Here is a 26,467-nt window from a genome sequence, read left to right as displayed (position 1 = left end):
ATCCCGAACGCATGCTCGATCCCGTGCATCTGCAAAACCTTAACAAACGCCTCTTCCGTCGTCATCTTCATGTGGGTACTTCCTTGTCTTTTCAGGGCGGCAAAGCCCCTGTGAGTTACAGTATTTCGTCTTTGAGGTAATAGCCGACATACGCCATGCGCTGTCCCAGTCGGCGGAAAGGCGTCAGGATGCCGTGGCTCGGCAATGGGGACGTGAAGATCGGCAGGTCGAATGCCTTGTCCTTCTTGCCTGCAACCAACTGCGCCATGCGTCGCCCGGCCTGGGCCGAGTACATGACGCCATTGCCGCCGTAGCCCATGGCATAGAACACGCTTTGCTCAGGATCCGGCCGGAAAATGCGCGGCATCATATCGTGGCTGACATCAACCCAGCCCCACCAGGAGTAGTCGAGGTTGATATCCGCCAGCGCCGGGAACTTGCGGGCAAGTCCCTTCTTCAGCAAGTCCAGGTGTTTGCCGTTCTCGGCATCACGCCCTGTCACCGCGCTGCGGCTGCCGATCTGCATCCGATTGTCCGGCAAAAGGCGGTAATAATGGCGCAGCGTTCGTGTGTCCGTCAGGGGGGATTTGGTCTGGATGCCGCATTCATCCAGCTCGGCCCGGGTCAGAGGCCGTGTCACCATCGAGTTAGACAGGATTGGCATCAGGCGGTGCCTGGTGCGGTTGTTGAGACCCGGCGGGGTATAGCCCGCCGTTGCCAAGGCCACCGATTTCGCGCGCACAATACCACCCGGCGTCCGCAAGTGATGTATTCCGCCTTTGGTTTGCCACCCCATGACCGGGCTGCCCGTATGGATTTTCACACCCAGCCTGCGCGCCATCTTGACATAACCGAAGGCCAGCTTGCCGGCGTGGATGCAGGTTCCGTCCGGCTCCCACATCGCGCCTGCGGCTTCCATGTCCCGCACGTGTTTTTCATGCAGCTCGTCTCGGGACAGGATACGCGAACCATAGCCGAACACATCGTTCAACAATTTGCTCTCTTTCTTGAGCGACGGCATGACTTTTTCGCGGTGCGCGATGTAGTAATGGCCGCCCGGCTGCGGATCACAGTCGATGTCATCCGACGCGATGAGATCGTTGAACAACTCGAAAGCTTCAGTGACTTCGGCATGCATGCCCTTGGCCACATCCGTGCCCCAGCGCTGAATCCATTGCGACCGTTTCAGCCGCCCGGATGAGATCTGGGCCTGCCCGCCATTGCGGGTCGAACATCCCCAGGCCACAGTATTCGCTTCAAGAACAACCGCCTGGATACCGTGTTCCTTGGCAAGGTGAATGGCGGTGGACAGGCCGGTATAACCCGACCCGATCACCACCACATCGGCATCCATATCGCTGGACACCGGACCATCATCGGCCGGGGGCGTACCGGCCGTTCCGATCCAGTATGTGGGCGCGTGGTCGCGATTGTGACCGGGACCCGCATCGATGATGGGGTCATATTTCGGGTCATAGCTGGCCTTGGGCCAATGACGCGGGATGCTGTTGTCCACCATTCTTGTTTTCTCCGAAGCTGCGCGCGGTGCGGCGGATCAGGCTTTGAACATCGGGCGCGTTTTGCGAAGCGCCTGTTTTACGACGATTTTCCCGTCACGCAGGGTAAACAGATCCGCACCTTCGGCTTCGATCCGCATGCCGTTTGCATCGGTTCCCGAAAAGGTCCATTCCGAAACCGCACGATCGCCATGGACAAAGTGGCCGTGGTGATCCCAATGGGCGTCTTTCATGCCTGCCCAAACGCCTGAAAACGCGGCGGCGATGGCTTCGGACCCTTCAATCTTGTTGCCGTATTTCTCGTCGCCGGCCACGGTGTAGAACACGCAGTCGTCGGCGAAATGGGTCATCACGCCGTCGATGTCGTGGCGGTTGAACGCGTCAAACGTGTCCGCCAGGTCCTGCGCGGTCAGGGTTTTGCTCATTTTGTACGTCCTTGTCAGTGGGGTTGTTACGTTTCGTCCGGGTTCGGGACGATCAGTGTCGGGATCTTGGAGCGCCGCAGAACACGCTTTGCGACGGTGCCCAGAAACGTGTGCGAAAAGCCGTGATCATGCGCGCCCAGCACGATCAGATCGCAGCCCAGTTCGACCGAGCGGCGCAGGATCACTTCGGCCGGGTGGCCATCGGTGACTTCGACCGAAGTGACCTGTTCGCGAATTCTCTCATCGTCACCATCGAACTGAGCCCAGAACTTGGCTTGCCGCTCGGCCAGAACCTTGCGCACCATCTCGTGACGGCGCGCAGCGGCGGTTTTGCGGGTCTCTTCATTCAGGATGAAGATCTCCATCGTGATCTTGGCATCGTCCGACAGCGGTTCATTCACATGCAGCACGTGAATTTCAGCCCCCGTGGCCTGCGCGATGCTGGCGGCATGGCGCATGGCATGACCCGAGTTTTCGGACAGATCAGTGGCAAAGAGGATGTTGGTGACCAGTTGTTTCATGTCGTCATCCTTTCAGGTCAGTAGCCAAACAGCCGCGGCAACCACAGCGACAGTTCAGGGAAGAAGGCGATGATGAAGATCGCCACCGTGTTGGCTGCGGCAAAAGGCAGAGCGCGCAACGAGATCTGTTCGATGGTGATGTTCGAGATACCTGACGCGATGAACAGGTTTTCGCCCAGCGGCGGCGTCTGGAAACCGATGCCCAGCGTGCAGACCATCACCACGCCAAAGTGGATCGGGTCGATACCCACCGAGTAGGCCACCGGCAGCATCACCGGAACCAGGATCAGGATGGTGGCCAGCGTCTCCATGAACATGCCGACGAACAGCAGGAAGAAGATGATCAGCGCCCAGATCACATACAGGTTGTCCGTGAAGCTGAGCATCGAATCCGCGATGATCGCCGGGATCTGGTTTTCCACCAGCAGGCGGCCAAACACCGTCGCGGTGAACAGGATCAGCAGCACCCGACCAGTCAGCCAGGTGGTGGCCTCGAGCGACTGGAACAGCGACTGCCATGTCAGTTCACGATAGATGACCACGCCCACGAACAGGGTGTAGAAGATTGCCACGATTGCCGCCTCGGTCGGGGTGAAGAAGCCGGTGTAGATACCGCCCAGGATCACCAGCGGCGCCATCAGCGACCAGAACCCACGATACATTTCGCAGCCCACGTGACGGATCGACCAACCTTCGGAAACGCCCTTGTAGCCGCGCTTTTTCGACATGAAGAAGTTCAGGATCAGCAGGCTGGTGGCGATCAGGAAGGCAGGGACGAATCCGGCGATGAACAGTTTCGAGATCGAAACCGACTGGAATGTACCGAATTTTTCCACGGCTTCCGGCGGCGGCGCCATACCGAGCGCGGCAATGCCGAAGATCACCATCGGGATAGAGGGAGGAATGATAATCCCAAGGCCGCCAGAGGACGCAGTGATCGCCGAGGCATAGCCGCGCTCATAGCCGCGGTCGATCATCGCAGGGATCATCAGCATCCCAACGGCCGCGGTTGTTGCCGGGCCCGAGCCCGAAATAGCGCCGAAGAACAGACAGGCCATGACCGTTGCAGCCGAAATACCGCCGGTGAAGGGACCGGCCAGGCTTTCGGCAACATTGATCAGGCGTTTCGATATTCCGGCGGCTTCCATCAAAGCGCCGGCAAGAATAAACGCGGGCAGAGCCATCAGCGGGAACGAACCGACTGAGGTGAAGGCAATCTGCACGAACTTGATCGGGTTCTCGTCCAGATAAAGGAATGAGACCAGCGAAGCCACACCCAGCGCCACCGTGATCGGTGCGCCAATGAGCAGCAGAAACAGGAAAGACCCAAACAGGATTGTGACGATTTCGGATTCCATGGTTTATCCCCCTGCCCTTAGGATTTCTTTGCTGCTTCAGTCGCAGCTTTGATTTCGTCGAGGTCGATCTGATCGGGATCGTGAATATCTTCGCCCTTGATAAGGCGGCGGTAGTTCACCTGAATGATGCGGACGGTCATCAGCGCAAAGGCGATGGGCAGCACCATGTAGATGTATTTCATCTCGATACCCAGGGTCTGGGACTTCCAGAATTTGTTCATCTTGTTGAAGACAAAATCTGTCGCCAGATACAGGAAGTAGACATTGAAGAAGAGCCAGAAGAGATCGGCAAAAGCTTCGATGTACTTGATCGCCCCCTCAGGCAGGAACTTGAACTGGAACGTCACCCGGTTATGCGCGCCTTTCAGAGCGGCGTAACTTGCGCCGAAATAGACGAACCACACGAACATGTAGACCGAAAGTTCTTCGATCCAGCTGATCGAAAAGCCGAAGACTTCGCGCGCGATGATCTGCACGAACAAAAGGCAGACGAAGCCGGATAAGAGGATCCGGCAGATGATACTTTCTATGTTGTCCAGAAATTTCCAGAACATGTGGTTTCACTCCTCCCTGAATTGAGAAGAGCGCCGCAGCGCTCCTCCCGCTATCGCTCTGGGGCGATTATTGCTGGACCGGCTCGCGGCCGATGGCTTCGAGAACTGCATTCAGCTTCTCGACACCACCAATGGACTCGTAGAACTGCGGCCATACGGCTTCGGTTGCCAGTTGAATGAACTCGGCTTCGTCGTTCTCGGGGTCGATGATTGCCATTCCCTTGGCGGTCAGCTCTTCTTTGATGGCAGCCTCTGAATCACGCAGGAACTGTGCCGAAACCTGCGTGGCTTCCTGCCCTGCTTCCAGGATCATCTGCTGTTCCTCTTCGGACAGGTCCTGGAAGATGGCTTCCGAGATGATCAGCGGTTCGATCGAGAAGATGTAACGCAGGTTGGTGACGTGGTCCTGAACCTCGTAGAACTTCATCGCATTGATGGTCAGGTAAGGGTTGTCCTGACCGTCGACCACTTTGGTCTGTAGGCCGGTGAAGGTTTCGGACCAGGCCATTGGGGTCGGGTTGATGCCCCATGCCTTGTAGGTTTCGATCATGATTTCGTTCTTGGGAACGCGGATGATCAGATCCTGCAGGTCCGCAACCGATTTGACTGGCTTCTTCGAGTTGGTCAGACGGCGGAAACCGGTATACGTCCAGCCGATGATACGGACGCCGGCATCACGGATGGTGTTTTCGACCAGTTCCTGACCGATTGGCCCCTGGGTCAGCTTTTCAGCATCTTCCAGGCTGAGAATGACATAAGGCAAGGTGAAAACGCCGACCGAAGGCGAGAAGGGTGTGATGTTGTTGATCGCCAGCAGCGACATGTCGAGCGTGCCGATGGCGGCCTCGTTCACGGTGTCCTGCTCGGACCCGAGCTGACCGTTCAGGAACAGTGTCGCGGTGTGCTCACCACCCGATTTTTCTTCGAGTGCTTTCACGAAAGCGAGCCCCAGCGCCTCTTGAGCGCTGCCCGCGCTGTCGCCGACAGCGATCTTGAAGTTCTTCGCCTCGGCCGTGCCGGCGACCATCAGTGCGGCAACGGAAACGGCTGCGCTGAAAGTGCCAAGCTTTTTGAGAAATGACATGGATTTCCTCCCATTTGTCGTGTTTCGAGGTGCGCGCTGACCTGGGGAGAAATAGGCCAGTCCGATTCTACCTCGGCGACGTATAGCTAGCTTGCCAAAATGGTTTCGTCGTTGTTAATATTTGCGTGAAAGGTTTCATAGATATCAAACATACGATATGAGACAGAACAAACTTGATACCCGGATCGGGGACACCGACATCCGTCTGCTGCGCGTGTTCAAAACCGTCGCGGAAAGTGGTGGTATCACGGCCGCCGAGATCGAGCTGAACATCGGTAAATCAACGATCTCGAAACACTTGTCTGACCTGGAACTGAGGCTTGGCCTGAAGCTGTGCAACCGGGGGCCGTCAGGGTTTTCACTGACGGAAGACGGCGAGAAGGTGCTGGCAGCGGCGGAAGACCTGCTTATTTCCGTTGCGCAGTTCAGAACCGAGGTCAACGAAGTCAAACAGCAACTGGCCGGCAGTATTCGCGTGGCTCTGTTCGATCAGTGCACCACCAACCCCGAAGCCGGACTTGCCCGCACGATTCACAAGTTCAATGAGGCCGCACCGGCGGTTCACATCGAGCTGTCGCTGGAACCGCCCAACGTGATCGAAACCATGGTCATCACCGGGCATCTGGATGTCGGCATCATCGCTTTGCACAGACCATCGGCAAGCCTGGACTACACGCCGCTCTACGGGGAAAACATGTTCTTGTACTGCGGGCAGGAACACCCGCTGTTTGATCGCCCAGATCCGGAGTTGCAATTGAGCGATCTTCGCAAGTTCAACTACGCCGGTTTGAACGTGAACTCTCCGAACCTCATCGTTGGTCAACAACTTGGGTTTCGGCGTGCAGCCAAAGTGCAGAACGAACAGGCCCTTGTCATTCTGATACTTTCAGGTCGCTACCTTGGGTTTCTTCCCGATCATCTGGCGCAGGAATTTGTCGAACAGGGGCTCATGAAAAAGGTCCTGCCCAAAGAAATCAAATACAGAACCCGTTTCGCGGCCGTGGCCAGAAAACAACCTGCGCCAACACGCGTGGCCAAGCTGTTTCTGGAAACTCTGGTAAAGGTGCATTCTCAGGTACAGTAGGAACGTGCTCACGGCGTCTTGATTCCCAAGCCCGAACCCACCCGCGCCCGAATTCAGCGCACGACGCGCGGCCGGATCAATCGCAGGCTGCGGTAACGATCATTTCGACCTTCAGAACATCACGGGCCAGTTTCGCCTCGCCACAGGCACGGGCCGGGGCGTGGCCCTCTGGCACCCAGGCATCCCAGACCGCGTTCATTTCGGCAAAATCGGCCATGTCCGACAACCAGATCACGCATTGCAGGATACGCGTCTTGTCGCTGCCGGCCTTGGCCAGAAGGTCCTCGATCTTGGCAAGGATGTCACGGGTTTGATCCGCAACGGTCGCGGCATCTGAAACCTGACCGCACAGATAGGCGGTTCCGTTGTGTTTGACGATGCGGCTCATGCGCTGGCCGGTTTCGATGCGGGTGATGGTCACGACTGCTGTCTCCTGTCACGAAAGGTACGTTCCGGTTGGGCGATAGAGTGAAACGACGCCAACCGCCAGCCCGGACCCTCAACAATCGAATAATTGCCAACCTGCCGCGCGGGGTTTTTCAGCCCGACAGCACGCTTATGTCCGGTGCGCGGTGATGTGACATTCAGTTGCCCGCGCCATGCGGACAGGTCGTTTTCACTGATGGCTTTTCCTTCCTGTCTTGCGCTTCTCGGCCAACGTATTCGGTGAAACATCGCGGCCTCGGCTCACAAGGCGTTTGACGGAGATTTCCCAGTCTGCTTTCAATCGGCAAAGAGCTCCTCGGCTCACCCCAATATCGGAGCGCCATATGCCACCCGACACTGCCGAAACACTGCCATTTGCATGTCCGATGCAGGACAGCGGTGTTGGTCGACTGACGTCAATGGTTCCCACAAAGGACGGCTGGTCATGAGCCGCGATGTGCTGCTGCAACCCTATCAGCTGAAACATCTGACACTGAAGAACAGGATCATGACGACCAGTCATGAACCCGCCTACCCCGAAGACGGCATGCCGAAAGAGCGGTATCGCGCCTATCATGAGATACGTGCGAAAGCTGGTGTTGCCATGACCATGACGGCTGGTTCCGCCACCGTCAGCCGCGACAGCCCGCCGGTGTTCAACAACGTCCTTGCCTACAAGGACGAGGTCGTGCGCTGGATGGCTGAATTGACTGACGCCTGCCATGCTCATGGTTGCGCAGTGATGATCCAATTGACCCATCTGGGGCGACGCACGGGTTGGAACAAGGGCGATTGGCTGCCGTCGGTCTCTTCGTCGCATTATCGTGAACCGGCCCATCGGGCTTTTGCGAAGAAGATGGAAGACCATGATATCGAACGGATCGTGAGCGATTATGCCGATGCAGCCGAGCGTATGAAGGCCGCAGGTCTCGACGGAATCGAATTGCAAGCCTATGGCCACCTGATCGATCAGTTCTGGTCACCGCTGACCAATACGATGGACGCGCCCTATGGCGGCAGTCTCGACAATCGGTTGCGGTTCGGCTTCATGGTTCTGGATGCGATCCGCGACCGTGTCGGGACGGATTTCATCGTTGGCGTCCGCTACACGGCAGATGAGGTTGAAAAAGGCGGCATCACCGAAGAAGACGGGCTGGAAATCGCCCGAAGGCTGCGCGACAGCGGTCAGGTCGATTTCCTGAACGTCATTCGCGGCCGTATTCATACGGATCCGGCCATGACGGATGTGATCCCAGTGCAGGGCATGAAAAGCGCACCGCATCTGGATTTTGCCGGGCGCGTACGAGCCGAAATCGAGATGCCGACCTTTCATGCATCGCGCATTCCCGATGTGGCCACCGCACGACATGCCGTGGCGTCCGGGTTGCTGGATATGGTCGGCATGACCCGCGCACATATGGCCGACCCGATGATCGTGTCCAAAATCCGGGCCGGTCGGGAAGATGACATCCGCCCCTGCGTCGGCGCAACCTACTGCCTGGACCGGATTTATCAGGCCGGTGAAGCCCTGTGCATTCACAACCCTGCCACCGGGCGCGAATTGTCGATGCCGCATGTGATCACCGCGGCCAAGTCCCGCCGCCGGGCGGTCATCGTGGGCGCAGGGCCCGGAGGGCTTGAAGCGGCACGGGTTGCGGCAGAGCGCGGGCATGACGTTACCGTTCTGGAAGCGGCCTCTGAACCCGGCGGTCAGGTGCGTCTGGCCGCGCAGTCCCGACGCCGGGCCGAGATGATCGGGATCATCGACTGGCGCATGGCGCAATGCGCTGCACGCGATGTCAGGTTCCAATTCAACACCTTTGCAGACGCGGATGACGTAACAGCCCTTGCCCCGGATATGGTCGTGATCGCGACCGGAGGCTTGCCCGAGACGACAATCTTGGAAACCGGCAACGATCTGGCGGTTTCGGCGTGGGACATCCTGTCCGCAGACGCGCACCCGGGCGAAAACGTGCTGATCTACGATGATGCGGGCGACCACCCGGCCCTGATGGCGGCCGAGATCATCGCCGGGTCAGGTGCGCGGGTTGAGATCATGACCCGCGACCGCAGCTTTGCGCCCGAGATCATGGGCATGAATCTGGTGCCATATATGCGGGCGCTGCAAAAAACGGGGGCGCTGTTCACCGTAACCCGGACGCTGAAATCGCTGGTACGCTCAGGCAATCAACTGGAAGCGGCGATTGGAACGGATTACTCGGATCTTGTTGAAAAGCGCATGTATGATCAGGTGATCGTCAATCAGGGCACCTTGCCTCTGGACGATCTCTATTTCGAACTCAAACCGCTTTCGCGAAATCTTGGCGCTGTGGATCACGACGCTCTGGTCGCCAGTTCGGGCGACGTGTTTCCGCAGGTGAACCCGAAGGCGGGCTTTGATCTGTATCGGATCGGAGACGCCGTTTCCTCGCGCAACATACACGCGGCAGTCTATGATGCGCTGCGCCTTGGCCTTCGGTGGTGACGCCATCGAAGAATGCGCTTTGAACACGTACCACCGATTGCCTGTACGGCATGAAACCCCTTAGGCGCGAACAAAAAGGACCGGACATGAGCAATATCGAGGTCATCGAGACTGTTTGGATACCGCTGCCAGACGGCACGAAACTTGCGGCGCGCCTGTGGCTGCCGGAAGGCGCGAAAAACGCCCCTGTGCCCTGTATCCTGGAATACATACCCTATCGCCGCCGGGACAGGACACGCATGCGGGATGAAAGCATGCACCCGCAGTTTGCCGCCGCCGGTTACGCGTCGATCCGCGTTGATATCCGGGGCTATGGCGACAGTGATGGTGTCGCAGAAGATGAGTATTCGCATCAGGAGATTCAGGACGGTCACGACCTCATCCAGTGGATCGCCGATCAGGACTGGTGCGATGGAAATGTCGGAATGTTCGGCAAAAGCTGGGGGGCATACAACGCGTTTCAGGTGGCGGCGACACGCCCTCCGGCGTTGAAGGCGATAGCACCGGTGATGGGCACAGACGACCGGTGGCGCGAGGACATCCACTTTTACGGCGGGTGTCTGGCCAACGACAATTTCTGGTGGGGCTCGATCATGCAATTGTACAACGCCATGCCACCGGACCCACAGATTGTCGGCGCGGACCGCTGGCTTGACATGTGGCGCGAGCGGTTGGAAGGCGCGGCGTTCTGGCCGGCCATGTGGCTGGAACACCAGACCCATGACGAGATGTGGCGGCGCGGTTCGATCTGCGAAAACTATGCCGACGTGGATGTGCCGGTCTACTTTTTCGGCGGTTGGATGGATCTGTACCGCGATACACCATTCCGCATCGCCGAACACCTCAGCGGGCCGGTCAAGATCCTGATGGGGCCATGGGCGCATCTGTACCCGCACGAAGGGGTGCCCGGCCCCAAGGCTGATTTCGTCGCAGAGGTCATCCGGTTCTGGGATCACTGGTTGAAAGGAAAAGACACAGGGTTGATGGACGAACCGCCTTTGCGTTTTTTCCTTCAAGACAGCGCAGCGCCGACCGGGACGCATATCGAACGCACGGGGCGCTGGGTTGAAGAGCCGAGCTGGCCGTCACCGAATATCACCAACACGTCCCTTTGGCTGAATCAGCTGACGCTTGAGGCAGACCCCGTTTCCGCAGCAGAGCTTGCGATTTGCTCGCCGCAAAGCTTCGGGGCGGCCGCAGGTGATATGTGCTCTTTCGCCATACCCGGAGACATGGCGGCAGACTGCCGGATCGACGCCGCCGGCGCGTTGCAGTTCAAAGCGGCGCCACTTGCAGACGCGCTTGATATCCTGGGGCAACCGTCCGTCGATCTGAAAGTGTCCGCAGATCAGGCTCAGGGCTTTGTCGTTGCATTGCTGGTGGACGAAGCCCCGAACGGTGCGCAGACGTTGATTGCACGGGGATTCTGCAACCTCAACCACCGGATCAGCGATACAGAACCCACACCGATCACACCCGGAGAGGAGATGGCTGTAACCGTCCCGATGTATGGAACAGGATATCGGGTTCTGTCAGGTCATCGCATCGTCTTGCAGATCGCTTCGGCTTATTGGCCCGTACTTTGGCCCGCCCCCGAACCTGTGACACTTACGATCCGTCCGGGTCAGTCTCAGTTGCACTTGCCCATCCGAAACCCAGGCGTTGACACTACGGAACCCCGCCCGCTGCCCGAACCGGCAGCGTCCGGTTCCCGGCCCAGAAAGACCAAGGTGCGCTCGGGCTCGATGGAACGCTCGGTCCACACGGACCTGACGAATGGCGAAGTAACTCACAGGTCTTTTCTTGACGGGGGCGTCTTCGGGCCAGTGGGTGACTTCCGCCTGGACGATATTGGGACGGTGCTCAGCGACGTGTCAGATCGAAGGTATACAATCCTTCCGGGCGACCCGCTTTCGGCTGTCGCCACAATGGAGCAGACCGCCGGTTTCGACCGTGAGGACTGGTCAGCCCGGATCTGGACCTATTCCGAACAACGGGCAACGGCCACCGAGTTTCATTTGATCTCGCGCCTGAAGGCATGGTCGGGGGAGGAGCTGATCTTTGAAGAAGAGAACGCGCATGTCATTCCGCGCAATGGAATGTAGGTGAAAACACGGTGGAACACCTTCGTTGAAACCCTTGACGGGACTTGCCTTTGCGGTTCCGTCGATCAAACCAAATGGTCGAGGCGTAGGACGAACACGTCTCGTCGGGTTCGGCACTGCACCATGTTCCGGTCAGAAACCCAAAGCGCTGCCGGATTTGATGGTATCCATTGAAACGAAGGTTTTGAACTTTCGGATATTTCCGTTTTCAAAGAACATCCGGCGGGTGAAATCTTCGTAGACCGCCATGCTTTCGACGACTACGACAACCATGAAATCCACCTCTCCGGTCACGTAAAAGCATTGCTGGACTTCCGGAGCATTCAGCAGGGTTTTCTTGACGGCATCAATCTCGTCAGGGGTTTCGCTGACCAGTTCAAGTTCGACGAAGATGGTAAGCTGAAGACCGACGGCTGCCGGATCAACAATGGCGACATTGGCGCGGATCACGCCTTCTGCCTCCATCCGGCGGATACGGCGCTGTACAGAGGGTGCGGACAGGTTTACCGCCTCGCCAATCTTGTGCTGCGTGGTTCTGTTGTCTTGTTGCAGAATCCGCAGGATCGCGCGGTCAAAGTCATCCAATTGCGTCATGTGAAAGAAACTTGCATGGGTAGCCACCAACTAGAGCCCTTTTTTCAGGTCACTTGCAATAAACTTGTTTCACACCTGTGAAGCAACACGTCGAAGGGGAAGTTTTGCCGTGACAGCATTGACAGAACGCCTGCGTGAGTTGCGCCATGAGTTTCATCGCAACCCCGAGCTTGGGTTTCAGGAAGTCTGGACCAAGGCCCGGATTGCCGGGCATCTGCGAGCCTTGGGCATCGAGGTGTTTGAAGGGGTCGGTGTCGTGGGCGTGTTGAAGGCAGGCAACGGCAATCGCGCCATCGGGCTGCGCGCGGATTTCGACGCGCTGCCGATTACCGAGGTCAACACGTTTGCGCACACGTCGCAGAACGAAGGTGTCATGCATGCCTGTGGCCATGATGGCCACACGGTGATGCTGCTTGGGGCCGCCGAATTGCTGGCCAAGGATCCGGCGTTTGACGGCACGGTTGTCTTTCTGTTCCAGCCCAATGAAGAGCATGGGCTTGGTGCAAGGGCGATGATCGATGAAGGGGTTTTGCAGACCTTCCCGATTGAAGAGGTTTACGGCGCGCACAATCTTCCGGGTGAGCCTGTCGGGCGGGTTTCCACCCGCGCCGGTGTCATCTGTTGCAGTGAAAGCCTGTTCGAGATCACGATTACCGGTCAGGGCGGTCATGCCTCGATGCCCCATGTCGGGCGCGAAACGATCACGCCTGCCGCGGAACTGGTATTGGCCCTGCAAACCATCGTTTCACGCAAGCTTGCACCTTCTTCCGGCGCCGTGGTGTCAGTGACCGAGTTCATCACCGACGGACAGCGCAATGTGCTTCCGGGGCGCACTGTTCTGAAAGGTGACGCGCGGGCCATGTCACCGGAAGACCGCAGGCTGATCGAGCGCAATATGCGCCAGATCGCAACCGGTGTGGCCGAAAGCCATGGCGTCGAGGTGAGCGTGGATTTCCGCACCGAATTCATCGAGGCAAACAATGATGCCGATGCTGCATCGCATGTCGTTTCAGCAGCTTCGGCCATGGGTCTAGAGGTGGACGGAGACCGCCCTGCCATGTCTTTTTCTGAAGATTTTGCCGAATTTGCTGCCGTTGTGCCCGGGTGTTTCCTGCTTATCGGCAACGGGGCCGAAGGATCAAATGGCCGTCCGCTGCACTCGGCTGATTACGATTTCAACGACGAACTGCTCCCGCTGGGTGCAGAATTCTGGGCAGAGCTGGTGCGGCAGCGCCTGCCGCTGAAACCCTGACAGGACACACGACCATGACGGAAAACATCGCCCATCAGGCAGGCAGGCCGAGCTTCGGCCCCGCTGCCGAAACCGTTTTGGCACGACGGGATTTCGATCGCGCAGCAAGGGAAATCACCCAATGGGAGGGGTATGCGCCCACGCCGTTGCATTCCTTGCCCGCGTTGGCAGCCGAGATCGGCGTCGCGGAGGTCCACTACAAGGATGAAGGTCCCCGGTTTGGGCTTGGCAGTTTCAAGGCATTGGGGGGGGCCTTTGCCGCCTTGCGTGTTCTGCAACGTGAAATATCGCGCCGCACCAGTCAGGACGTGTCATTGGAAGATATCCGTACTGGCCGCTGCGCCGACATGGTTGCCAGTATCACGCTTGTTTCGGCGACCGATGGCAACCACGGTCGGTCCCTCGCGTGGGGGTGCAAGCGGTTCGGCGCGCCTTGCCGGATCTACATTCACGCCGAGGTCAGTGAAGGCCGCGCGCAGGCCATGCGCGATCTGGGGGCCGACGTCGTGCGCATCGATGGAGACTATGACGCCTCGGTGAATCAATGTCGGCAGGAAGCCGACGAGAACGGCTGGTTCGTGGTTTCGGACACATCCTGGCCAGGTTACACCGACCCGCCGCGCGACGTGATGTCGGGCTATGGCGTCATGATCAAAGAAGTCGTGAATGCAATGGACACGGCACCGACACATGTCTTTCTGCAAGGTGGAGTTGGAGGGCTTGCCGCGGCAGTTGCGGCAGCATTGCGTCAGACCTGGGGTGATGCCGCGCCGCGCGTCGTGGTCGTGGAACCGCATCTGGCGGCGTGTCTGTTCGAAAGCGCAAGGCAGGGGCAAGCCGCCTCTGTAGAAATCGATGAAGAAACCATCATGGCGGGTTTGTCCTGCGGGGTGCCATCTCCGATGGCGTGGGAGGTTTTGCGCAGCGAAGCCTCGGACTTTCTGGCAATCGACGATCAGCTGATACCGCCAACCGTCCGTCGCCTTGCGCGTCCGCAAGGCAGTGATCCGGCGATCGAAGCCGGAGAGAGCGGCGTTGCCGGATTGGCCGCATTGATCGAAGCGGCCAACAACCACGAGCTTTTCCAGAAGCTTGGTTTGACGGCGCGGTCTCGTGTTTTGACGATCGGCTCCGAAGGTGTGACGGATCCCGATATCTATGCCCGGATCATGCAAGGCGACGTGTAGCTCAGCCGAAAACCCATTTGAAATGGCCACCAAGACGGTTGAACCCGGCATATAGGCCTGCAACTGAGAAGTACCATCAAACGACATCCCGATGTCGTACGAGTTGTATACAGGTCAGTCCCGCATCAGTAGCCGTTGGCCATGATACGCGCGTTGAATGAAAACTGGGCGCTGTTCCTGGGGATGTTCATGCTGATGGTTGCCAACGGTCTGTTGGCGACGTTGCTGACGATCCGGGGGGCCAGCCTGGGCTTTAGTGACTTCACGATTTCCGTCATGCAGGCAAGCTATCCCTTGGGCGCGCTTGCGGGGACGGCGCTTGCCCCAAGGCTGGTCGAAAATGTCGGGCATATTCGGGCATTTTCGGCCCTCGCCTCGCTGGTTTCGATTGCGGCCATTGTGCATCTGCTGACCAGCGACGCGATCAGCTGGAGCGTGATGCGCTTGCTGGGAGGGTTTTGCTATCCAGGGCTCTACGTCATCACCGAAAGCTGGCTGAACGCGAAATCCGAGAACAACATGCGCGCTCAGGTTCTGTCGCTGTATTTCATTATCCAGCTTGCCGGCCCGGCGCTTGGCACCGCCATCGTCGGCTTTCCCGACCCCACCGGGAACCTGCTGTTCGGCCTTGTTTCCATCCTGATTTCGCTTTCGATCGTGCCGCTTCTTCTGTCGGGCAACAAGGCGCCGGAATATGCCGCGCCGGAACGCATGTCGGTTCCCGTGCTTTACAAGGTTTCGCCCATCGCAGTCATCGGCATCGTTCTGGTTAGCATCGGTGTCGCGGCGTCCTATATCTCGTTGCCGCTTTATGCATTGCAAAACGGCTTTACGACGGCGCAGGCGTCAGGGGCGCTGGTGGCTGCGCTGATCGCCGGTGCGGTGGTGCAATACCCGATCGGCTGGCTGTCTGATCACACCGACAGACGCTATGTGGTCATCGGGCTGGGTGTCGTTACGACCCTGTCCAGTCTTTGGATGGCCATCGACACGTCTCCGTCTCATATCGTCTATGGTTTTGTACTGATCGCAATCGGGCTGTATCCCGCGTATTCGATCCTGACGGCGCATGCCAATGATCAGCTCAAGCTATCTCAGATCGTTCCGGCCAGTGGCACGATGGTGCTGTTGCTGAATGTCGGACTGCTGGTGGGAACCATGCTGGGACCGAACTCCATCTCATTGTTCGGCGGGCGCGGTCTTCAGTTTCTTCTGGCGGCTATCGGTATTGCGGTCGCCCTTTTCGCATTGATCCGGCGTGTTCAGGTGGCCGCGCCCGCCGACACCGGCGATGTGCAGGTCGTGGGGATTATCGGCACCGGGCAACCCGGGGTTTTGCAGGCCGAAACCTGGGTTCAGGAAGAAGAAACCAGGGCAAACGCGCAAACTTCATGACAGTTTTGGCTCTGGCGTTATGAAGCCTCGGGATTGCCCGTCGCGGAACCAGTTGGTCCAGGTCGGGTGACAGGCAGATTACGCACTCCAGTCCGTATGGACCAACAGATGATCCGGGGCGTTTCCCATCCCGCCATCCGAGATATATCGGTCAAAAAATCGCTTTGTGCAGCAGGGATAGGCGGCGTCCTTAAACAAGGAAATATGTTCATGCTGCGGGTAAAGGCGGTCCTCGTGTGTTATGCACAGGTCAATTCCCGTGTCCGGGAAACACACCCGAATCCGCGCCATGGCGGGCGAACCCGGTTTTGGGCCAAGGACTGAAGAGCACTGACGGGGATGTGGGATCAGGCCTCGATCTCCATCGGCTATTCTGTTGCGCCGGATACCGCTGTCAGAGATCCAGAGATCACCGGTGCCCTGTCGACACTGGCAGCCATCGAAGTGAAGGTCGCCTGTCAGGCAGTCGAATAGCGCGCGCACCAGTGATCAATCGGGGCCGTTTCTGCAAGAAATCAATCTCGGGTCCTAAATGCCGACCGTCCGCTTGCCAAGGAAATCGAAGAGGTGGCAAAGGTTGTCCGTCCGCTTCATTTGGAAGAAATCCCTGTTTGACATAGAATTAGGCGCATTTCTTCATTCGCTTGACGGCACAGGATCAGAGGATTCTGAAACAGCGTATTTCTGACCGCTTAAAACTGGTCGACGGGTTGGGCCGGTCAAAGCAGGCAGGAAGCCGATGATAAATGCCGTCCAGCCTGCGCACCATAAAGCCGCGCCCGCGAGTTCAACCTGAAGATCCGGGAAGATCGGCACAGCCAACCGCACCACGGCGGCCAGCCAGACCAAAGCAAGACCAGTGATGAACCCAAGGTTGGCCTGCATTCCACCTGTATCCGAATGCGCCGCCGCTCTGCCCGAGATGGCCATGATCAGCCCGGACATCCCGCCGATGGTGATCGCATGGAGAGCGGCACTTGCTGGATAAAGTGTCGGGACAAGCCCCGATACCCCTACAACCAAAAGCCCGATCGGCAACCATAAGAAAGATATGTGAAGCGCCACGAGCAGAAAGTTGGAACGCACCCGCAGTGTTCGCCATCCGAGCATTTCCCAGCACAGCACCAAGGCCACAGCGATCATCGCCAGATTTGCAACAATGGTCCATTCAAACAGTTGGGCAAGGATGCTGGAAATCAACCCTGTCTGAACCAGAAACACCGCAAAGGGCAATCCTTGCCTGAGGTCGTTCAAATGGCCGGTTTGAAGCATCCAGTTTGCCGAAAAGGCCGGAATGGCGCGCATTGCGATACTGTTCATCAGCATGACCAGTCCAATGAGCAGCCCATGAACCGTGTCCAGACTGACCCACAGAGCCCCGGCCCCAATGGGCCACAAAAACAGGATTTCCCCGATACCAAGCCCTATGACAGTGCAAAAAAAGCCGAGTTTTCTGTATGCTCTGGCCGGGAACAGATGGGTGCCCATTACCGCAGCCAGCAGCACGAAATAACCCGCGTTCAGAGCGATTGGCACAGCCGGGGCCACATCACACATCAGCGCGGTCGATACCCGAGCGGACAGCCAAAAACCCAGCAGCCATTTCAGGGGTGTCCCCTGAATCGGTGGCTTTCCTGTCCAACCGGGTAATGCCGTCAGAAGATACCCACCAATGGCCGCTCCGGCAAAACCAAAGATCAGCTCGTGGATATGCCAGAGGACCTCCGGTGTACATGCCGGACCGGGAAGTCCAAAGGCTGTCCCAAGAGGCCACCAAGCCACCGTAATCAAAGCGCTGACATACGAGGCCAGAAACAACGGGCGGTAGGGGGCTTTCCAGAACGCATCAAACGCCCTGCCCCCACCCGCCGATGTGATCATAAGGCAGCAGACCCCGTACCGGAATCGCCCGACCATTCAGCGCCAAAGGACCCCGTCAGAAATCCGTCGCTCAACCGAATGGCAGGATCAGCGCCTCGCAGGGCGCGCTCAAGTTCGCCCTGGGGAAGATCGCCGTCGATACGTTTTCGATACAGTTCGCACAGCTGATGGAAACCGCCAGATTGCGGCGACAGACGCAATGCCGAGATGCCAGCCTGTTGCAGCAGGTCGATCTGATGGTCCGTACAGGCATGGCTGTCTGACAGAGTCTGCACACCGTTCATTGCCATGAACGGCTTGCCGTCACCGGTAAGAACGTCCAACCCATCCGGATCGTCTTCGCAGGCAAACTGGCAATTGTCCTTGCTGCGCCCATGCAATCGCGCGTGGTAACAGCGCCCGGAAATAGCCAGCGGCAACCTGCCATGCCCCCATATTTCGATCGCGACACCCAAGTCCGATGCGGCTTGCGCCAACGTTTTGACCGAAGCGATGGGCAGTTCCGGCGGAAGACACACCCGGCGCGCACCCCGAGCTGCCAACCATCTCAAAGTGCCTTCGTTGTAGACATTTACCAACGGGCCAACGGCAAACGTGCAGGTGCCGGGCAAATGTGCCAGCGCGGTCAGATCATTGATCTCGACCGTGACGCCCATGTCTGCAAGCTCAGCCGTCAGTTTGCGCTCGCGTTTCAGGGTCACAAGGGCCAGGCTTGTCAGTGCAACCTCTTTGCCCGCTTCGACCAATCGGGAAATCGCCTCGGGGATACGATCCTGATAAAATGGCAAGCGCTTGGAACAGACCAGTTCTCCGAGCACGACGCGGTCGACGGGGGATCGGGCCAGATCATCGTAAAACGCAGCCCAGGTTTCGGCGGGCCAGAAGAACTGGTTCGGGCCTACTGTCAGTTCCATCGGATCACCTCCACGTCTTTTTGTAAGCGCCGGTCGTCATGGCCTGCCCTTCGGACAATCGCGCCAGCATTCCTTCAGGCATCGGCTGGCCTGAATCCAACGCATCAACCGCGGCGCGAAAATTCCGAACGACCTGCGCGACATAGGATTTTGACCGCTGGCGCCCTTCGATCTTCAAGGCCGTCACACCTGCCTTTTGCAATTGCGGGATCAGCCGTTCTGCGTTCAGGCTGACGGGATCCTCGAACAGGTGCCCGGTTTTTTCACCTGCGGAAAAACACCCTTTGCACAAAGTCGGATACGGTGCGGGCTCATCCCGTTCGACCCGGTGGATCAGGTACCCGCCAAGGCGCGCGTTCAGCGCGCCCTGCTCTTCTTGATACTGCACATGGCTGGCAGGAGAGCAGACACCGTTCATGTTTGGCGACAACCCGGTGGCATAAGAGGACAGCGAGCATCGCCCCTCGGCCATGACACAAAGACCACCGAACACGAAGACTTCGGTTTCGACGTCGGTTTCAGAGTTGATCGCGGCAATTTCCGGCACGGACAAAACGCGCGGCAAGACCACCCGTTTCACACCGAAGGTTTCGGCATAGAAATTGATCACGTCAGCATTGGCCGCCGCGGCCTGCACGGACAGGTGCCTGCGCAATCCGGGATGGTGTCTCGCGGCGTAGTCCAGCAAGCCCAGATCGGCGAGAATGACAGCATCTGCACCGCAGGTTTCGGCATCCGCCACCGCTTGTTTCCAGATCCCTTCATTGCCCGCCTGCGGGAAAGTATTGATTGCAACCAACACCTTCGATCCGTGATCATGGGCAAAGGAAATTCCGGCCCGCATTTCAGCGCGGTCAAAGTTGAGCCCCGGAAAGTTCCGCGCATTGGTTTCATCATTGAACCCACAATAGACCGTGTGGGCCCCGGCCTTGACAGCTGCACGCAGGGCCGCGGGCGTTCCCGCCGGGCAAACGATTTCCATTACCATAGGATCGCGTCCTCGGGTCGGGTCAGGCACAGGCCGGTCCGACGCTCTGCAAAGGCGATGATCTGCTTCAGCGGGCGTGCAAGCGGGCCGGAAAGGGTTGCGGCCTCGTGCGCGAGGTCCAGCTCTGCGTCGTCAATTGCGTTGCGCAGCGCCAGTGCCGCGGCTGTGTCGCCCTCGATCACCAGATCGCGTGAAAAGAACAGGGCATCCCCGTCAAACGCACCATGCACCAGCCCCAGCAGCGCGGCCAGCGGGCCGGATATTCGCGCAGCCCCAGCCACGCGCCCTCGGCTCAGTCTTATTCTCGGCGTGCCACCATTCGGTTCGAGCAGAAGGACAACCGGCAGATCCGTTGGATCAAGCACAAAGGCTGCCCGGCTGTACTCACCGAGCCGGTTGAGCAGGTCGGGGTGTTTCTTGGTTATTTTGCGGGAAAACACTGTCAGTGACAGCGACAAGGGCGCAAGCGGAACAAACCGCAGGGCCGCGGCCAAAGCGGCAGGGCATTGCGGTATCGGGTTTCGGGGATCGGACAAACAGACCTCCTGCTGTCTCAATAAAGTGAACCGGTGCGGCCTTCCTAAAGCCGCCCCGGCGCCCGGGACTTGACGGTTGTCAATTCGACCGGCCTCTTTCGTTGCTAGAGGGTGGGCACCACCGCCGGAGCAAACCCATTCGCACTCTGCCGCCATATCCCAGCCTTCGACATTTTCTGAAATGGTGTCAGGAAACAGGGCAGTTCAGGCGCATCCCTGACCCGGTTTCCGTGTGCCATCAAATGACCGCCGTCCACCGCGCCGTGTTGGAGGCCAATGGGCCGGTGTTGCAGTTTGACACACCGACAGGTGTGCCCTCGGGGCAGTGCGACATACCGGTTGTGGTCAACCTGTTCGGAACTACGGAACGCGTCGCCGCCGGACTGGGCGTTTCTTCCGAAGGGCTGGATGATCTGGGCGCATTTCTGGCTGCGCTTCGGGCCCCGACGCCCCCGGACGGGTTGCGGGATGCGCTGTCCCGGTGGCCGATGCTGAAGGCCGCATTGTCCACGCGACCGAAGCAGGTCAAAACCGCCGTTGTTCAGCAGGTTTGCCACCGCAGGGCCGATGTTGATCTCTGTGCGCTGCCGATCCAGACACATTGGCCCCGGGACGCGGGGCCTCTGATCACCTGGCCCGTGGTCATTACCCGGCCCCGTGGCAGCGAACCCGACGCGGCACAGACCTACAACGCCGGCGTCTATCGCGTTCAGGTGCTGGACCGGAACCGTCTGATCATGCGCTGGCTGCCACATCGCGGCGGGGCCGCTCATCATCGCAGTTGGGCGCGGCACGGCGAAAAAACGCCGGTCGCGATTGTTCTGGGCGCAAACCCCGCGACCTTGTTGTCGGCGGCCCTGCCCCTGCCCGAAATGGTGTCTGAGCTGACATTTGCCGGGGCCCTGAACCAGAACCGGCCACGTTTGGTTCCGGCCAAATCCGTCCCTCTGCTTGTGCCGGCAGATGCCGAGATCGTTCTGGAAGGCTGGGTGTCGCCAAACGAGACAGCACCCGAGGGGCCGTTCGGGGATCACACCGGGTATTACAATCCCGCCGAGCCGTTTCCGGTGATGCATGTCACGGCCGTGACCCATCGCGAAGCGCCGCTGTATCTGTCGACCTATACCGGACGCCCGCCGGACGAACCTGCCATCATCGGCGAAGTGTTCAATCGCCTTGCCTTGCCGACCATTCGCGCTCAGATCCCCGAAATACACGACCTCTGGCTGCCGCCTTCCGCCTGTTCCTATCGCATCGCCATCGTCGCCATCGACAAGCGATATCCGGGCCAGGCCCGACGTGTGATGATGGCGCTTTGGGGAATGCTGCCGCAATTCAGTTATACAAAGATGATCGTTGCGGTCGACGCTGATATCGACCCCCGAAACTGGGACGATATCGCCTGGGCGCTTGCCACACGCATGGACCCGAGCCGTGATGTGATGACCCTGGACAGGACACCTATGGATTATCTGGATTTCGCCTCACCCGAACCCGGTCTGGCCGGAAAGCTGGGCATCGACGCCACGACGAAAACAGGCAGTGAAACACGGCGGGAATGGGGGACGGTCATGCGCACCGCGAATGTCGATCAAACATTCGCGGAAGACCTGATAAACAGATTGATGCCGGAGCTGAGAACATGACGAAAACCCGTGTAGTCTTAGGCGTATCAGGCGCTTCCGGTGCGGTTCTGAGCCTTGCGGTAGCACGACATCTGACATCGGCGGATATCGAAATCGACCTGGTCGTCAGCCCCGCCGCCCGCCTGACGCTTGCACAGGAATGCGGCCCGGATGCCCTGAAGGAACTGCGGCAGTCGGCAACCCGTCATCACGCGTCCGCGAATGTTGGGGCCAGTATAGCATCCGGTTCGGTGCCGGTATCCGGGATGATCGTCGCGCCCTGTTCCATGCGCTCACTGGGTGCGATCGCGCACGGACTGGACGACAACCTGTTGACACGCGCGGCCGGCGTTCAGCTCAAGGAACGACGCCCACTGGTTCTGCTGACACGAGAAGCGCCGCTGACACTGGCGCATTTGCGCAATATGACGGCCGCCGCAGAAATGGGAGCCATCATCCTGCCCCCTGTGCCTGCCTTCTATTTGAATCCGGTCAACATAACTGAAATCGCAGATCAGATCGCAGCGCGCGCAGTTGATTGTCTGAAGGTTTGCGAACCGGCCGCGAAACAGTGGCATCCCGGAAACGAGGCGGACCCTGTCGATCGGTCCGAAAGCAAATTGCACATCCCATAGCCACAGATCGCGGATGAGATCTGTGGCCTCGCGAAACCCTTGATCCGGCGGGCCGGTTGCTTCAGCCGCGCAGCCTGCCGCCCAGAGGATCGAACGGCGCTTCTGCCAGCACCCGAGCCTTATGCGGTTTGCCAATCACCTGGATCACCACTTCATCCCCTGGCTGCGCCACGTCAGGGTTGCGGAAACCCAAGGCCAAAGATTTCCCGACTGAATACCCGTACGCACCCGATGTGACACGGCCCACGGGCGCACCATCAGGTGTAAAGATAGGCTCACTGCCAGTGGCGTCGGCATCCTCGTTCACGTCCAGTTCAAAGATGGACAGGACCTCGCGCGGTGCTTTGTCCTTGATGGACAGATAGGCGTCTTTGTGCAGGAAGTCCTTGTCCAGCTTGATCAGACCCGTCAGCCCGACCTCTTGCGGCCAGTATTCCTGAGAATACTCCCGCCCCCAGGATCCATAACCCTTTTCGATGCGCAGCGACCCAAGCGCCCGCCCGCCCACGGGGCCACCACCACAGTCTTTGGCGGCTTCCACCAACGCAGAGTAAAGCGCGACCTGATCGGACTCGGCACAGTGCAGTTCCCAACCCAGATCGCCGGTAAAGCTGACCCGGATGGCCACGCAATCAACACCTGCAACGGTGATCTTCCGGGACCGCATGAAGCGGAAACCTTCGTTGGAAAGGTCAGCATTGGTCAGGCGCGCCAGCACCTCGCGAGATTTCGGGCCGGCGATGTTGAACCCCGCAACGCGGTCCGTTGCGACTTCAAAAGCTGTGCCCTCGGGCATTTCCACCATTTGAAAGAAGCGCTGATGATAGCGTTCAGCCATGCCCGAGCCGATCATCATGTATTCGTCTTCGGCCAGCTTGGTGATGGTGAAATCACCCGCCACGCCGCCGCGCACCGAGATCAGCGGCGTCAGGCAACTGCGGCCAACCTCGGTGGGCACGCGATTGGCAACCAGACGATCCAGCCAGTCATAAGCGCCCGGTCCTTTGATCACGTAATTGGCGAAGTTCGAGATATCGATCACGCCCACGCTGTCGCGCAGCATCTGCACCTCGCGCCCGACCGGATCAAACCAGTTCTGACGGGTAAAGCCAGCGGTCTCTTCGGTGCCGGGTTCATCTGCAAACCACAAAGGGTGTTCCCAACCACAGTTGAGACCAAAGACACAGCCCATCTGTTTCTGCATCTCGTAGGCGGGGCGCACACGGGCCGGGCGGCCTGCGCTGCGTTCTTCATTCGGGAAGTGGATTTTGAAGCGATGGGTATAGGCGTCTTCGACCCGGGCCTTGGTGAACTTCTTGTCGGCCCAGTCGCCAAAGCGGGCGAGATCCCAGGCGAACATGTCATATTGCGGCTCACCCTCGATCATCCATTGCGCCGCCAGCAGCCCCAGCCCGCCGGATTGCGAGAAGCCGGGGATCAGACCGCCACAGAGGAAATAGTTCTTCAGCTCGGGCACCGGCCCCCACAGCATGTTGGCATCGGGCGACCAGATCATTGGGCCGTTGATCACCCGTTTCACCCCGGCCGTGGCGGCGACCGGCACGCGTTCGGTGGCGCGGATCACGTTTTCCATGATCCGGTCCAGATCGTCGGGGAACAGATCATGGGCAAAGTCGAGCGGCGTGCCGTCTTCGGCCCAGAACTTCATGTCTTTCTCATAGGCCCCGATCAGCAGGCCGTTACCCTCTTGTCGGAAATAATACTCGCCGTCCCGGTCGGCGATAGACGGCAGACGACGGCCCAGACTGGCCACTTCGCCGATGCTCTCGGTCACGAAATACTGATGTTCGGTCGGTTGCAGAGGCAGGGTCAGGCCCGCCAGCGCCGCCACCTCGCGGCCCCAGAGACCCGCCGCGTTGACCACCCATTGGGCATGAATGTCACCCTTGGGCGTACGGACGATCCAACTGCCATCGGGTTGCTGTTCCGTGGCGATCACCGGGCAGAACCGTTCGATGGTGGCCCCCATCGCACGGGCCCCGGCGGCATAGGCATGCGGTACGCCGGACGGGTCCACATTTCCGCCATCGGGTTCGTACATGATGCAGCGGATGTCATCAAACTGCGCCAGCGGGTGCAGCTCTTTGGCCTCTTCCCGGCTGACCTCGTGGAAATTCAGCCCATAGAACCGGGCCTTCGCCTCTTGCAGGCGCAACTGCTGCTCGCGCTCTTCGGTCTGGGCCAGATAGAGCGATCCGGGCTGGAACACCCCGCAGCTTTGGCCGGTTTCCTTCTCCAGCTCTTTGTACAGGTTCATCGTATAGTGCTGGATGCGGGTGATATTGTTGTTGTCATGCAGACCGTGGATGTTGGCCGCCGCATGCCAGGTCGATCCGCTCGTCAACTCGTCGCGTTCCAGCAGGATCGAATCCGTCCAGCCAAGCTTGGCAAGGTGATACAGGATCGACGTACCGGCAAGGCCGCCGCCGATGACAACAGCTTGTGCATGGGTTTTCATGAGATATGTCCTTGGATATGGCGCGGCTCAGGCGGCAATTTCTTTCATGACGGCAAGGAATTTGGCGACTTCGCCGATCGAGTTGTAGTGACACATCGAGACCCGCACACAGGCGTCATAGCCAAGCGGCGTCAGGATATTGCCGGAATAGTGATCCGCCTTGCGCAGATGCGTGCGGATACCGTTTTCGTTCAGCCGTTTGACGACCTCGGACGAGGCCACACCTTCGACACGCAGCGACACCAGACCTTCTCGGGCCGGGTTGTCGGCCCCGCCCAGAATGGTGACTTTCTCCATTTCGGCCAGGCCGCTCAGGTTGCCGGTGCCGTGAATCATCGCGTCGGTCAGCGCCTTTTCCTGCGCATGGATCGCATCACCCGCCGCCAGAAACTTGCCGCGCCGATCTTCGGCATCGCTGATCTGACTGCCCAGCCATTCGAAATAGGACACGACGTCGGACATCGTGGCATATGCCCCGGTGTCGCGCGTGCCCATCTCCCAATTGCCCACAGGGCCATCCAGCAAGGCGTTGTGGTCCAGCGCGGTCAACCGGTCAGAGATCCACGCCACACCGTAACCATGACGCGAAAACACCTTGTAGGGCGAAATCACATAGCCATCGACGTCATAGGCGGTCAGATCGATCTGGCCATGCGCTGCGTGCTGGATGCCATCGACGATGATGAAACAGTCCGGAGCCACGGTGCGGATGGCCTGAGAAACCGCAGCGACATCAACGCCCATTCCCGTCACCGGAGAGGTATGCAGGATCGTCGCCACTTTGGTATCCGGTGTCACAGCCGCGGCATAGGCTTCAGCCGAGACGGTGCCGGTGGCGTCATCATGGGGCACCAAAACGTGGGTTTGCCCGGAAATGCGGGCCCAACGATCACAGGCCGAACGCGTTGCCGGGTGTTCCAATGTGGACCCCAGCACAACGCCCGGACCCGTTCCCAGACATGCGTTCATGATTAGCCGGAACAACAGCTCTGTGCCGCTTTCACCCACAAAGAACTGCCCGCAGGGTGCGTTCATGAAGTCCCGCAAATCCGCCTTGGCCGCGTTGATCGTGGCAACCAGCGCATGAGATCCCGGATTGTCGCGCCCTTGATTGTCCGGGATGGCGGCATGGCGCACCGAACTTTCCAACACTGAATTCAATGTCAGTGCGCCTCCGGCATTCTCGAAAAAGATCCGCTCTCCCTGTTCGGGGCAATGATCGATCTGGGCAAAGCGGCTGCGGATTTGTTTCAGCAGGCTCTCTGAAATTTGGCTCATGGTCAGTGGTTCTTGTTTCGTTGTGAATGCAAGGCAATGCTTTGCCGAACCTAGAACGGTTCCTGCCGCAAGACATGCAAAAAAAACTGTGGCAAAGCGGTTGAATATTCTTTGCAAGTCGCGCGGGTGCCGGCCAATGCTTGT

Annotated in this window: 23 protein-coding genes; 9 read left to right on the top strand and 14 right to left on the bottom strand. The window is 58.9% G+C overall.

Annotation, left to right across the window (positions count from 1 at the left end; translation table 11 throughout):
• Positions 1-115 precede the first annotated feature (115 nt).
• From AC2FF8_RS08795 to AC2FF8_RS08770, 6 genes are all read right to left on the bottom strand, one after another.
• Positions 116-1,519: an NAD(P)/FAD-dependent oxidoreductase gene (locus AC2FF8_RS08795; protein WP_496879466.1), complete on the bottom strand. Its 1,404-nt coding sequence runs from the start codon at positions 1,517-1,519 to the stop codon at positions 116-118.
• Positions 1,520-1,555: 36 nt separating this feature from the next.
• Positions 1,556-1,942, bottom strand: coding sequence for a nuclear transport factor 2 family protein (locus tag AC2FF8_RS08790; RefSeq protein WP_217355952.1), 387 nt, complete (start codon positions 1,940-1,942; stop codon positions 1,556-1,558).
• A 26-nt stretch (positions 1,943-1,968) separates the two neighbouring features.
• On the bottom strand, positions 1,969-2,463 hold the full coding sequence (locus tag AC2FF8_RS08785) for a universal stress protein (RefSeq protein WP_170347179.1): 495 nt from the start codon (positions 2,461-2,463) through the stop codon (positions 1,969-1,971).
• A 17-nt stretch (positions 2,464-2,480) separates the two neighbouring features.
• Positions 2,481-3,821 (bottom strand): TRAP transporter large permease, encoded by a 1,341-nt coding sequence (locus AC2FF8_RS08780; protein ID WP_170347178.1) that lies wholly within the window; start codon positions 3,819-3,821, stop codon positions 2,481-2,483.
• 17 nt (positions 3,822-3,838) lie between these two features.
• Positions 3,839-4,375: a TRAP transporter small permease gene (locus tag AC2FF8_RS08775; protein WP_170347177.1), complete on the bottom strand. Its 537-nt coding sequence runs from the start codon at positions 4,373-4,375 to the stop codon at positions 3,839-3,841.
• A 67-nt stretch (positions 4,376-4,442) separates the two neighbouring features.
• Positions 4,443-5,459, bottom strand: a complete 1,017-nt coding sequence (locus AC2FF8_RS08770; protein WP_425079055.1) for a TRAP transporter substrate-binding protein — start codon at positions 5,457-5,459, stop codon at positions 4,443-4,445.
• Positions 5,460-5,616: 157 nt separating this feature from the next.
• Here AC2FF8_RS08770 and AC2FF8_RS08765 point away from each other — a divergent pair, with 157 nt between their 5' ends.
• The gene (locus tag AC2FF8_RS08765) at positions 5,617-6,543 is read left to right on the top strand and encodes a LysR family transcriptional regulator (protein WP_496879465.1); all 927 of its coding nucleotides are present in this window, start codon (positions 5,617-5,619) and stop codon (positions 6,541-6,543) included.
• A 76-nt stretch (positions 6,544-6,619) separates the two neighbouring features.
• On the opposite strand, the gene AC2FF8_RS08760 is transcribed toward AC2FF8_RS08765, so the two are convergent.
• Positions 6,620-6,964, bottom strand: a complete 345-nt coding sequence (locus AC2FF8_RS08760; protein WP_496872741.1) for a RidA family protein — start codon at positions 6,962-6,964, stop codon at positions 6,620-6,622.
• 450 nt (positions 6,965-7,414) lie between these two features.
• On the opposite strand from AC2FF8_RS08760, the gene AC2FF8_RS08755 reads away from it, so the two are divergent.
• Both AC2FF8_RS08755 and AC2FF8_RS08750 read left to right on the top strand, forming a co-directional pair.
• Positions 7,415-9,454: an oxidoreductase gene (locus tag AC2FF8_RS08755; protein ID WP_496879464.1), complete on the top strand. Its 2,040-nt coding sequence runs from the start codon at positions 7,415-7,417 to the stop codon at positions 9,452-9,454.
• Between the two features lie 86 nt (positions 9,455-9,540).
• On the top strand, positions 9,541-11,559 hold the full coding sequence (locus tag AC2FF8_RS08750; protein WP_425079057.1) for a CocE/NonD family hydrolase: 2,019 nt from the start codon (positions 9,541-9,543) through the stop codon (positions 11,557-11,559).
• 132 nt (positions 11,560-11,691) lie between these two features.
• Here AC2FF8_RS08750 and AC2FF8_RS08745 read toward each other — a convergent pair whose 3' ends face one another.
• Entirely contained in the window at positions 11,692-12,180 is a 489-nt protein-coding gene (locus AC2FF8_RS08745) for an Lrp/AsnC family transcriptional regulator (RefSeq protein WP_217355951.1), read from the bottom strand.
• 82 nt (positions 12,181-12,262) lie between these two features.
• On the opposite strand from AC2FF8_RS08745, the gene AC2FF8_RS08740 reads away from it, so the two are divergent.
• The 4 genes from AC2FF8_RS08740 to AC2FF8_RS08725 all read left to right on the top strand — a co-directional run bounded on the left by AC2FF8_RS08740 (position 12,263) and on the right by AC2FF8_RS08725 (position 16,461).
• Complete coding sequence (locus AC2FF8_RS08740) at positions 12,263-13,405, top strand: amidohydrolase (RefSeq protein WP_496879463.1); 1,143 nt, start codon at positions 12,263-12,265, stop codon at positions 13,403-13,405.
• A 14-nt stretch (positions 13,406-13,419) separates the two neighbouring features.
• Positions 13,420-14,592, top strand: a complete 1,173-nt coding sequence (locus AC2FF8_RS08735) for a diaminopropionate ammonia-lyase (RefSeq protein WP_496879462.1) — start codon at positions 13,420-13,422, stop codon at positions 14,590-14,592.
• A gap of 141 nt (positions 14,593-14,733) precedes the next feature.
• Positions 14,734-15,987 (top strand): MFS transporter, encoded by a 1,254-nt coding sequence (locus AC2FF8_RS08730; protein ID WP_425079060.1) that lies wholly within the window; start codon positions 14,734-14,736, stop codon positions 15,985-15,987.
• 339 nt (positions 15,988-16,326) lie between these two features.
• Entirely contained in the window at positions 16,327-16,461 is a 135-nt protein-coding gene (locus tag AC2FF8_RS08725) for a hypothetical protein (RefSeq protein WP_425079061.1), read from the top strand.
• A gap of 162 nt (positions 16,462-16,623) precedes the next feature.
• On the opposite strand, the gene AC2FF8_RS08720 is transcribed toward AC2FF8_RS08725, so the two are convergent.
• From AC2FF8_RS08720 to ubiT, 4 genes are read right to left on the bottom strand one after another with little or no spacing between them, the layout of a single operon-like run.
• A complete protein-coding gene (locus tag AC2FF8_RS08720; protein WP_496879461.1) occupies positions 16,624-17,868 on the bottom strand; it encodes an NnrS family protein in 1,245 nt (414 codons plus the stop codon).
• A complete protein-coding gene (ubiV, locus tag AC2FF8_RS08715) occupies positions 17,865-18,782 on the bottom strand; it encodes a ubiquinone anaerobic biosynthesis protein UbiV (protein WP_496879460.1) in 918 nt (305 codons plus the stop codon). The genes AC2FF8_RS08720 and ubiV overlap by 4 nt, the downstream gene beginning before the upstream one ends.
• Before the next feature lie 4 nt (positions 18,783-18,786).
• A complete protein-coding gene (ubiU, locus tag AC2FF8_RS08710) occupies positions 18,787-19,764 on the bottom strand; it encodes a ubiquinone anaerobic biosynthesis protein UbiU (protein ID WP_496879475.1) in 978 nt (325 codons plus the stop codon).
• Positions 19,764-20,306, bottom strand: coding sequence for a ubiquinone anaerobic biosynthesis accessory factor UbiT (gene ubiT / locus AC2FF8_RS08705; protein WP_306980657.1), 543 nt, complete (start codon positions 20,304-20,306; stop codon positions 19,764-19,766). Before ubiT ends, ubiU begins: the two co-directional genes overlap by 1 nt.
• Positions 20,307-20,443: 137 nt before the next feature.
• On the opposite strand from ubiT, the gene AC2FF8_RS08700 reads away from it, so the two are divergent.
• Both AC2FF8_RS08700 and AC2FF8_RS08695 read left to right on the top strand, forming a co-directional pair.
• The gene (locus tag AC2FF8_RS08700; RefSeq protein ID WP_496879474.1) at positions 20,444-21,952 is read left to right on the top strand and encodes a UbiD family decarboxylase; all 1,509 of its coding nucleotides are present in this window, start codon (positions 20,444-20,446) and stop codon (positions 21,950-21,952) included.
• Positions 21,949-22,566 (top strand): UbiX family flavin prenyltransferase, encoded by a 618-nt coding sequence (locus tag AC2FF8_RS08695; RefSeq protein WP_496879459.1) that lies wholly within the window; start codon positions 21,949-21,951, stop codon positions 22,564-22,566. Before AC2FF8_RS08700 ends, AC2FF8_RS08695 begins: the two co-directional genes overlap by 4 nt.
• A gap of 61 nt (positions 22,567-22,627) precedes the next feature.
• Here AC2FF8_RS08695 and AC2FF8_RS08690 read toward each other — a convergent pair whose 3' ends face one another.
• Together AC2FF8_RS08690 and AC2FF8_RS08685 are read right to left on the bottom strand one after the other, a co-directional pair.
• The gene (locus AC2FF8_RS08690) at positions 22,628-25,045 is read right to left on the bottom strand and encodes a GcvT family protein (RefSeq protein ID WP_496879458.1); all 2,418 of its coding nucleotides are present in this window, start codon (positions 25,043-25,045) and stop codon (positions 22,628-22,630) included.
• 27 nt (positions 25,046-25,072) lie between these two features.
• Entirely contained in the window at positions 25,073-26,323 is a 1,251-nt protein-coding gene (locus AC2FF8_RS08685; RefSeq protein WP_496879457.1) for an aminotransferase class V-fold PLP-dependent enzyme, read from the bottom strand.
• Positions 26,324-26,467: the final 144 nt, after the last annotated feature.

This window comes from Ruegeria sp. YTSA144 (genome assembly GCF_059610125.1).
This window is presented reverse-complemented; position numbering and strand designations above follow the sequence as displayed.